Below are 6862 nucleotides of genomic sequence, written 5' to 3' on the forward strand. Positions count from 1 at the left end.
CACTCCTAAGTGTTTCGGGGGTCACGAAGAGCCCCCGGCGTTACCCGCCCGGGCTCGGCCGGATCGGCGCAGCCCCTCGAGGCCGCTGAGAGGCCGGGGCCCCCGTGACCGTGACGGTCGCGGCGGCGACGTCGCCGAACCACTCGACGCTCTCCTGGACCATCTGCCAGTTGAAGGCGAAGCTCCCCGGCGTGGCCGGCGCCGTCCCGGTGAAGCTGAACGTGACCGTCTCGCCCGGTCTGACGGGAGAGCGCGGGAGCCGAATCCGGCCCACCCCCCAGCGGTTCTGGCTAGTCTCGACGAAGCCCAGCGAGTGCGACTCGGCCGTCCACGCGGCGGTGCCGATGTTGCGGAGGGTGATGGTCGCCGGGAACGTGCCGCCGGGCGGTACCGATGAGGGGACGGAGATCGCTTCCTGGCGGGCCAGGTTGGTCACGTCCCATTCGGCGGCCTTGAGCTCTTGCTCGGTCTGCTTCAAGTTCGTGAAGCGGGCCAGGCCGGGGTAGCCGAACGCCGTCCAGATCTTCCCGGGAGGCCGAAAGCCGGTGCCGGTGCGGAAGAACCCGGCGACGCTGGCGCCGGTGGTGCGATCACCGGCGATCCAGCCGGGCGGCGTGAGCTTCTGCAGCAGCGTCATCGGCCCCCCGAGCGTCGTGGCGCCCGCCAGGATGGCCTCGCCCTCGGCCACGTACCCGATGTAATAGGTGTAGTACCCGCTCGGGTCGTGCATGATGTCGATTCCCGGCGACGCCCGACAGCCGTGCGGCACGCACCACTGCTGGTGATTCGAGAAGCGCACGCCATCGGTCGATTCGGCCCGCATGATCCCCTCGAAGGCGCCGGTGCTCTTAGCGTAGGTGAGCACGAAGCGGTCGGCCAGGCGGACCACGCTCGGCTGGCCGCAGCCGTAATGACCCGCCGCCTCGCACTTGATGAGGGGATTGCCGTCGTAACGCTGCCACTGCTTCCCGTCGTTCGACATCACCACGTGGATCGTCGCATCCGTGTCGTCGGCCCGGGCGCTGCCCGTGTGGTACATGACGTACTTCCAGCCGCCGAACACCGTGCCCCCGGGGTTCTTGAGCACGGACGGATCGCAGGCGTCGCCGAGATAGAGGGCCCGCGTCTTTTGCGGGGTGAAGGCGACGGCCAGGGGCCGCGACCAGGTGAGCCTGTCGACGCTCTCCGCGTAGTAGACGTCGTCCCCCGGCTGGCTCTTGTCTTCCCGTCGCCCGCACCACCAGGCCTTCCACTTCCGCTCCTCGTCGTCGTAGAGGATGCTGGGCGCGTAGTCGTAACTGCCGGGGTGTGGCAGCTTGAGGTCGATGAACCGGGGCGGCCCGGCGAGCGCTCGGGGAGCGAGGGCGACGAGCAGGAGCAGGAGACCGAGCGGGAGGCTTCTCGCTCTCCGGGTCGGTCGGGGGCCGTCACCTGCCATCGAGGGTCCTCTCATCAAGCTTGCCAGAGGATGGGCACCCGGGCCAGCGGCTCCCGAACCGGCCCGGGAGTCTTGACCCCCTCGGCGCTCCCGGGCTAGGCTGGGCGTACTCGCAGCGGTCGTCATGGGAGGTCGGGCCATGAGACGCCGATACGCCGGCCGGCTGGGCTGGCTCGTCGTCAGTCTGGTGCTCCTGGGATGTGAAGGCAGGGACCAGAGCACCACTCCGAGCGCCGAGGCCGTGAAGGAGACGGCCGAAGCGCCCAAGCCCGTCGTGACGCGCTCCTTCGCGACGGCCGACCTCATCGATGCGCTGTTCGTCGGCTCGGGGCCGCTGATTCCGAGGGACGGCATCACGGGGTGCCCCATGCAGGCGGTGTGGAGTGGGTTTCCCCGCGGGACGGCCGTCCGCGTGCGGGTGTCGACGACCGTCGAGCCGGCCACGCGGGAGGCGATCCAGCGGGCCGTTCTCCAGGTCAGCCTCGCCACCAACGGAATCATCACGGCCACGTTCCAGCTGACGAATGACCCGAACCCCCTGCCGGGGTCCAACGAGGTGACGGCCACCGCCCGTCCCCACCCCCAGGACGAGGGCTGTGGCTCCGACCAGGGCTGCATCGTGTATGGCTTCCAGGCCCGAGGGATCTTGCGCTCGGGCCGGGTCCTGCAGCCTCCCGGCCAGTCCCCGAACGCCTACGTCCGTGACGCGGTGGGGCACGGCGTCCTGGGGATGTGCCTGGTCGATGCGAAGCTGATCGAGGGGTCGGCGAACTCGCTCATGAGCTCCGGGCGCGGCGTGCTTCCCGCCATGGCCGCCCCCGGCCTGACCGCCCTGGACATGGAGGCGGCGCGAGCGCTCTATGCCTCGGCGCTCAACCCGGGGGCGATCCGGCGCGACCTCCTCCGCGCGGGCCTGGTCAATCTGCAGGCGGGCCAGCGGCGGAAAGGGCCCTCCTCCTGAACGCTGCCGGCCGCGGGTCCGCCGCCTCCGGCGGACGCTCGTCGCCGACCCGCGTCGCCCGGTGGGCCCTGGCCGCGCTCGCTGCCGCCACCGTGGCGGGCTGCGGGCTGCTCTACACCAACGTGCACGCGCCCCGCGCCTACCGCTCGGCGACCCCGAGCGACGTCAAGGCCGCCACCGCGGACCGCACGGTGTCCGGGCAGGGGTGCTACCAGAGTCTCCTCTTCCTCGTCGCCTGGGGCGACGCGAGCTACGCAGCCGCCACGCGGGACGCGCTCGGGGCCGACACCGACGCCATTCTGTACGACGTCAAGGCCGACGTGAAGGCCACCAGCGTGGCCTTCGGCCTCTATGCCCGGGTCTGCACGGTCGTGACGGGTCGGGTCGGGCGGCCGTGAGGCCGCTCGGTCTCGCGGCCGGGGTCCTCGCCGTGGCCCTCTGGGGCCCGGTCGCCCTGGCTCAGACGGAATCCTACGAGGCGAGCTCGGGGCTGATCCCGGTCGGCGGATTCGTGATCTTCTTCAACGCCAGCGGACCTCTCTCCTATGCCACCCCGACGCCGAAGGACCTGCCGGCCGGGGCCCTCCGGCTCGGGGTGGTGACCGGGCGCAGCTGCCAGTTCGGCGTCTCCACGCCGTTCACCAGCGTCTCGGGCGTCCCCCGATTGTCCGGAGCCGCGGGCGAGGGCGGCTTCGCGAAGGCGCTCGACGACATCCGGGCCCGCCATCCCGATCTCACGGGGATCTACGACGTCAAGGTCGACGACCACGTGGTGGGCGTCCTGACGATCTTCCAGCGGCAGTGTACGGAGATCACGGCGCGAGGCTTCAGGTAGCATTCGGCGGCGTCCGCCCCTTCGCGCACTCGGGGCATTCCTCCCGCTCCTCGTCGTAGGCGATCCCGTGGAGGGGGCACCGCGCGATGCGGGGCCCGCCCGGCGGCGGAGCTGGCGTCCGGTCCGACTTCTTTTCGCTTTCCATGTCCTGCCCTCCGTGGCGAGACGGGTCGGGTACGAGGACGAAGCCCATGGTGGACCAGGTGGCCGGTGGCTCCCGACGGCGTTCGCCCTGCCGGCGCTCCGGGGCGTGCGGCGCCCGTACCGCCCGCCGCTCTCCGTGCCGACGGTCCCAGATCACCTGTACCACGTCCGACTCGCTCGCGAAGTGCCGCTCGAGGATGTGGAAGACTTCGAGCTTCCGGCGGTCGACGATGGCGAGGTACGGGGTCGGGATGCTCGTCATGGAAGGGGACGGGTCTCCGGCATGTCGCGTCCCTTCGGGATAGATGCCGCATTCTTACCATGCAAGCGCTGCCGGCGGTTGTCAACGGCCTCCCGCGGCCCGGGCCCCCCGGCGGTGGCGGTGTATCCTGGGGATGAGGCCCCGGATGGCCGGGCCGATCCAGCGATGGCACGATCCCCCCGCGCGCGCCCGCCGAAGAAGCGGCTCCATGATTACGAGGCCAAACGCGACTTCGCCGTCACGCCGGAGCCGCCGCCTGGCCGCTCGGCCCGGCCCGGGGGACCACCCTTCTTCATGGTGCACAAGCATCACGCGCGGCGCCTCCACTACGACCTCCGGCTCGAGATCGAGGGCACCCTCGCCTCCTGGGCCGTGCCCAAGGGGCCGAGCTACGACCCGGCCGTCAAGCGGCTCGCGGTCCAGACCGAGGACCATCCGTTCGAGTACGGCGCCTTCGAGGGACGGATCCCCGAGGGGGAATACGGCGCCGGGGACTCGCTGATCTGGGACCGCGGCACCTTCGAGACGGTGCCGCCCGGGGAAGCGTCCCGGCAGCGGGCGAAAGGGCATCTCCACCTCGACCTCCGCGGCCAGAAGCTCCAGGGCCGATGGCACCTCGTCCGGACCAACCGGCCGTCGGACGGCAATCCGCAGTGGCTGCTCTTCAAGGCCAGCGACGAGACCGCCAGACCCGGCTACGACGTCGTGGCGGCCCGTCCGGAGTCGGTGGTCAGCGGGCGAGCCGTGGCGCGCGGGCCCGAGCGCGCGGCGACCCTCCGGGCGGCCCGGCCGGCGCCGGAGCGCCTCCTGGACCGCCTCTTCCCGCCGATGCTCGCCACGCCGGCCGCCCGCCTCCCGGCCGACGACGCCGAGTGGCGCTTCGAGCTCAAGTACGACGGCTTCCGCGCCCTCTGCGCCTTGTCGGATGGGCGGGTCGCGCTCTGGTCCCGCAACCGGCTGGATCTGGGACCGCGGTTCCGCCGGGTCGCCGAGGCCCTCTCGCGCGTGGTCGTCGGCGACGCGGTGATCGACGGAGAGATCGTGGCCTTCGATCCGCGCGGCGCGCCCCGCTTCCAGCTTCTCCAGAAAGGCCACGACGACGCGGCGGTGCTCGTCGCCTTCGACCTCGTGTGGCTCGACGGCGAGGATCTCCGGAGCCGCCCGCTCGAAGAGCGGCGCGACCTCCTCGAGAGCCTGCTGGCCAACGCGCCCGCCTCCATCCGGGTGGCCGAGCGGCTCGACGGAGGGGCGACCGCCCTGGAGGTCGCGGCCTCGCGCGGCTACGAGGGCCTGATCGCCAAGCGGCGGGGCTCGCGCTACGAGCCCGTACGCTCGCGCGCGTGGCTCAAGATCAAGGCCGTCAACACGCAGGAGGTGGCGATCGTCGGCTTCACCCGCGGGAAGAGCCAGCGGGAGGAGATCGGCGCCCTGCTCGTCGGCGTCGTCGAGGGCGGCGAGCTCACGTTCGCGGGGAAGGTCGGCACCGGCTTCTCGCTGAAGCAGCGGGCGGAGCTCAAGCGAGACCTCGCGCGCACGGTGGCGCCGCGGCCCCGCGTCAAGGGTGCGCCCCGGGTCGCCGACGCCACCTGGGTCGAGCCACGCCTGGTCGCCCAGGTCCGGTTCGGCGAGTGGACCGCGGATGGCAGGCTCCGCCATCCGTCCTTCCTCGGATGGCGCCCCGACAAGACGCCGGCGGAGTGCCTCCGGGAGGCGCCGGCGACCCCACCGAGCGGGGCGCGGCCGGGCGGGGACGTGATCGTCGCGCTCACGCACCCCGAGCGGGTGCTCTACCCGAAGGACGGCATCACCAAGGCGGACCTGGCCGACTACTACGCCGCCGTGGTGGAGCCCCTCCTCCGAGCCCTCGCCGACCGGCCGCTGGCCCTGGAGCACTGGCCGGACGGGATCGACCAGCCGTCGTGGTTCCAGCAGGACATGGCGAAGAACGCCGCGCCCTGGATGACCCTGGTCGAGACCCCGGCGCGGACGCGCCGCGGGGGCGTCCGCCACCTGATCGCCGACCGTCCCGAGGTCCTCCGCTGGCTCGCCCAGCAGTCCGTGCTGAGCATCCACATGTGGTCCTCGCGGAAGGGGAGCCTCGAGATGCCCGACTGGGTCGTCTTCGACCTCGACCCCGCGGAGGGCAGGGGGATCGAGCAGACGATCGAGCCCGCGCTGGTCCTGCGGGGACTCTTCGAACGGCTCTCGCTCCCGAGCCTCTGCAAGACCTCGGGCCAGCGGGGGCTCCACGTTCTCGTGCCGCTGCTGCCGGGACACGGCCACGAAGAGGCGACGGGGTTCGCGTGGGAGATCGGCACGGCCGTCGCGCACGCGCTTCCGGAGGTCACCCTCGAGCGGCAACGAGGCAAGCGCCGGGGCCGGCTCTACCTCGACTGCCTTCAGAATGGAAACGGCAAGACCCTGGTCGCGCCCTACTCCCCGCGCGCTCGGGACGGGGCGCCGGTGTCGGCGCCGCTCGCCTGGAGCGAGGTGACGCCGAAGCTCGATCCCGGGCGCCTCACGCTCCGGACGATGCTCCGGCGCCTCGACAAGGTCGGCGATCTCTTCGAGCCGGCCCTGGAGCGCGGCGGCCGCCTGCCACGCCTCGGCTGACGGCGCGTCAGGCGGCGAGGAGCCGGTCGGTGCACCCCGGGCAGTAGACCGTGGACTCCAGCCAGAAGGCGCACTCGGGGCAGCAGTCGCCGCCGCAGTCGGTGCACCCCCAGCTGGCCTCGAGGATCGTCAGGTCGGCCCCGCAGCGGCACAGCGTACGGTCACCCGCCGCCGTCCCGCCCCCCATCCCGCTCATGTCGGTCATCGGCGCGTCCTTTCTTCGGCGGACGTGGAATCCCGCGACCCTCCCTGCTCGCGCGTTCAGCAAAGACCTTGCCAGCCAGGTGCCGGGACATTCCGCCTCGCCGATGCGGGCGGGCCGTTTGGAGGCTGACGCCGGTCGTCGGCCCGGGAAACAGCTCTCGGCGGGGTTATTGCAACGCTCGTCCGGGATGGCGTGCCCATGATCGCGCACGTGCTGGCCTGCGATTACGATGGCACGATCGCCGAGGGGGGGCGCCTGGCCGAGGCGACGGCAGCGGTGCTGGATCGGGTCCGCGAGACCGGTCGCAAGCTCATGCTCGTGACGGGCCGGATGCTTCTCGACCTCCGGGGGGTCTGCCCGGAGGCCGACCGGCTCTTCGACGTGGTGGTCGCGGAGAACGGGGC

Annotated in this window: 8 protein-coding genes; 5 read left to right on the top strand and 3 right to left on the bottom strand. The window is 72.0% G+C overall.

Translation table 11 applies throughout. From position 1 onward, the window contains the following. Positions 1-40 precede the first annotated feature (40 nt). A complete protein-coding gene (locus tag VGW35_10855; protein HEV8308156.1) occupies positions 41-1438 on the bottom strand; it encodes an NBR1-Ig-like domain-containing protein in 1398 nt (465 codons plus the stop codon). A 139-nt stretch (positions 1439-1577) separates the two neighbouring features. Between VGW35_10855 and VGW35_10860 the strand changes: the two genes are divergently transcribed. From VGW35_10860 to VGW35_10870, 3 genes are all read left to right on the top strand, one after another. After that, the gene (locus VGW35_10860; GenBank protein ID HEV8308157.1) at positions 1578-2399 is read left to right on the top strand and encodes a hypothetical protein; all 822 of its coding nucleotides are present in this window, start codon (positions 1578-1580) and stop codon (positions 2397-2399) included. A gap of 92 nt (positions 2400-2491) precedes the next feature. Continuing rightward, positions 2492-2797, top strand: a complete 306-nt coding sequence (locus tag VGW35_10865) for a TRL domain-containing protein (GenBank protein HEV8308158.1) — start codon at positions 2492-2494, stop codon at positions 2795-2797. Beyond that, complete coding sequence (locus tag VGW35_10870) at positions 2794-3234, top strand: hypothetical protein (protein HEV8308159.1); 441 nt, start codon at positions 2794-2796, stop codon at positions 3232-3234. The genes VGW35_10865 and VGW35_10870 overlap by 4 nt, the downstream gene beginning before the upstream one ends. On the opposite strand, the gene VGW35_10875 is transcribed toward VGW35_10870, so the two are convergent. Further along, positions 3227-3640 (bottom strand): hypothetical protein, encoded by a 414-nt coding sequence (locus tag VGW35_10875; protein HEV8308160.1) that lies wholly within the window; start codon positions 3638-3640, stop codon positions 3227-3229. The genes VGW35_10870 and VGW35_10875 overlap by 8 nt on opposite strands. A gap of 165 nt (positions 3641-3805) precedes the next feature. Here VGW35_10875 and ligD point away from each other — a divergent pair, with 165 nt between their 5' ends. Continuing rightward, positions 3806-6253, top strand: coding sequence for a DNA ligase D (gene ligD, locus VGW35_10880; GenBank protein ID HEV8308161.1), 2448 nt, complete (start codon positions 3806-3808; stop codon positions 6251-6253). A 7-nt stretch (positions 6254-6260) separates the two neighbouring features. Here ligD and VGW35_10885 read toward each other — a convergent pair whose 3' ends face one another. Then, positions 6261-6458: a hypothetical protein gene (locus VGW35_10885; GenBank protein HEV8308162.1), complete on the bottom strand. Its 198-nt coding sequence runs from the start codon at positions 6456-6458 to the stop codon at positions 6261-6263. A gap of 198 nt (positions 6459-6656) precedes the next feature. Here VGW35_10885 and VGW35_10890 point away from each other — a divergent pair. After that, the coding region (locus VGW35_10890; protein ID HEV8308163.1) for an HAD hydrolase family protein at positions 6657-6862 on the top strand (206 nt) is incomplete at its 3' end.

It is taken from the genome of Candidatus Methylomirabilota bacterium (assembly GCA_036005065.1).
Taxonomy (GTDB): domain Bacteria; phylum Methylomirabilota; class Methylomirabilia; order Rokubacteriales; family DASRDR01; genus DASYQW01.

What these genes read in the sequence shown, in the direction of transcription:
- VGW35_10855 (HEV8308156.1), bottom strand. Translation starts at nt 1,438, where the DNA reads ATGGCAGGTGACGGCCCCCGACCGACCCGGAGAGCGAGAAGCCTCCCG.
- VGW35_10860 (HEV8308157.1), top strand. Translation starts at nt 1,578, where the DNA reads ATGAGACGCCGATACGCCGGCCGGCTGGGCTGGCTCGTCGTCAGTCTG.
- VGW35_10875 (HEV8308160.1), bottom strand. Translation starts at nt 3,640, where the DNA reads ATGACGAGCATCCCGACCCCGTACCTCGCCATCGTCGACCGCCGGAAG.
- ligD (HEV8308161.1), top strand. Translation starts at nt 3,806, where the DNA reads ATGGCACGATCCCCCCGCGCGCGCCCGCCGAAGAAGCGGCTCCATGAT.
- VGW35_10885 (HEV8308162.1), bottom strand. Translation starts at nt 6,458, where the DNA reads ATGACCGACATGAGCGGGATGGGGGGCGGGACGGCGGCGGGTGACCGT.